The sequence below is a fragment of the Bacillus cereus group sp. BfR-BA-01360 genome, assembly GCF_022663595.1.
Classification (GTDB): domain Bacteria; phylum Bacillota; class Bacilli; order Bacillales; family Bacillaceae_G; genus Bacillus_A; species Bacillus_A cytotoxicus.
Genome location: NZ_JAKUFV010000068.1, coordinates 1 through 1,069, shown reverse-complemented (window position 1 = coordinate 1,069; position 1,069 = coordinate 1). Strand labels below are relative to the sequence as shown.

Here is a 1,069-nt window from a genome sequence, read left to right as displayed (position 1 = left end):
GACAGTTTGTCAATCTAAGTGCGACAGTTCCTCCTGAAACGCTTCGTGGGCAGTTTTCCACGCTAAACATTTTCTTGGTCTTTGGTTAATAAGAAGTAGTGCTTGATTCAATTGTTCTTGTGACACAAGGCTCAAATCTGTTTTTTTCGGATAAAACTCCCGTAATAAACCGTTTGCGTTTTCGTTACTTCCACGTTGCCAAGAAGAATAGGGATCGGCAAAGAACACTGCGATTTCTAACTCTTTTTCTACTCGTTGATAACACGAAAATTCTTTTCCTCTATCAACTGTAGCTGTTTGTAATGCAGCGCTTGGATACATGGCAGTAATTTGTTTGATGGCGAATTCCATAGATTCTGCTGTTCGGTCTGGGATGACAATCGCTTGATAATACCGTGTTTTTCGTTCTATAAATGTCGCAAAGCACCCTTTACTTTTCCCGCGACTCGAGACAATTGTATCGAGTTCCCAATGCCCAAATGTTTCTCGTTTTCTAATTTCAGATGGGCGCTTTTGAATCGATGTCCCGATATTAAAGCGTCCACGTGTTTCTCTAGGTTTTTGACGTTTTCCTTTCTGTCTGAGTAGAGAAAGGTCTTTTTTGAATCGTTTCCCTTGATATAACCAGTTATAGATCGTTTTAAAGGAAATCTCACCCTTCAAATAGCCATACTGGATTTGTTCAGGAGACCAAGTAATTTCTAACTTCTCCTGGATTTTTTTTGCAAGTTCTACAGACCATTTTCCTATTGGTTTACAAGATTTTCTTCGCTGTCCATATTGTTCTTGTGCTTTTTCGCCACTGTACGTACCGTTTTTTTGTGTGTTTCTTTTTAATTCTCTCGCAACAGAAGAAGGGTGCCGCTTGAGAATCTTACCAATTTCTCTAGTAGAACGCCCTAATTTATGAAATGCTTCTAGTTGTCCACGCTCAAACGTGGTAAAATGGGAATAGCTCATACTCGTCCTCCGTGTAAGTGGTTGTGTGGTAACTTCTATTTTACACGAAGCGAGGTGGGCTTTTTTGTTTTTTCTTTAGGTGTCGCACTTAATAATACAATTCGTCATA

Annotated in this window: 1 protein-coding gene; it reads right to left on the bottom strand. The window is 39.6% G+C overall.

Going from position 1 to position 1,069, the window contains the following annotated elements:
- Positions 1-9: 9 nt before the first annotated feature.
- Positions 10-960 carry an IS30 family transposase gene (locus MR056_RS21915; RefSeq protein ID WP_012094738.1) on the bottom strand — a complete coding sequence of 317 codons (951 nt, stop codon included), beginning with the start codon at positions 958-960 and terminating at the stop codon, positions 10-12.
- Positions 961-1,069: the final 109 nt, after the last annotated feature.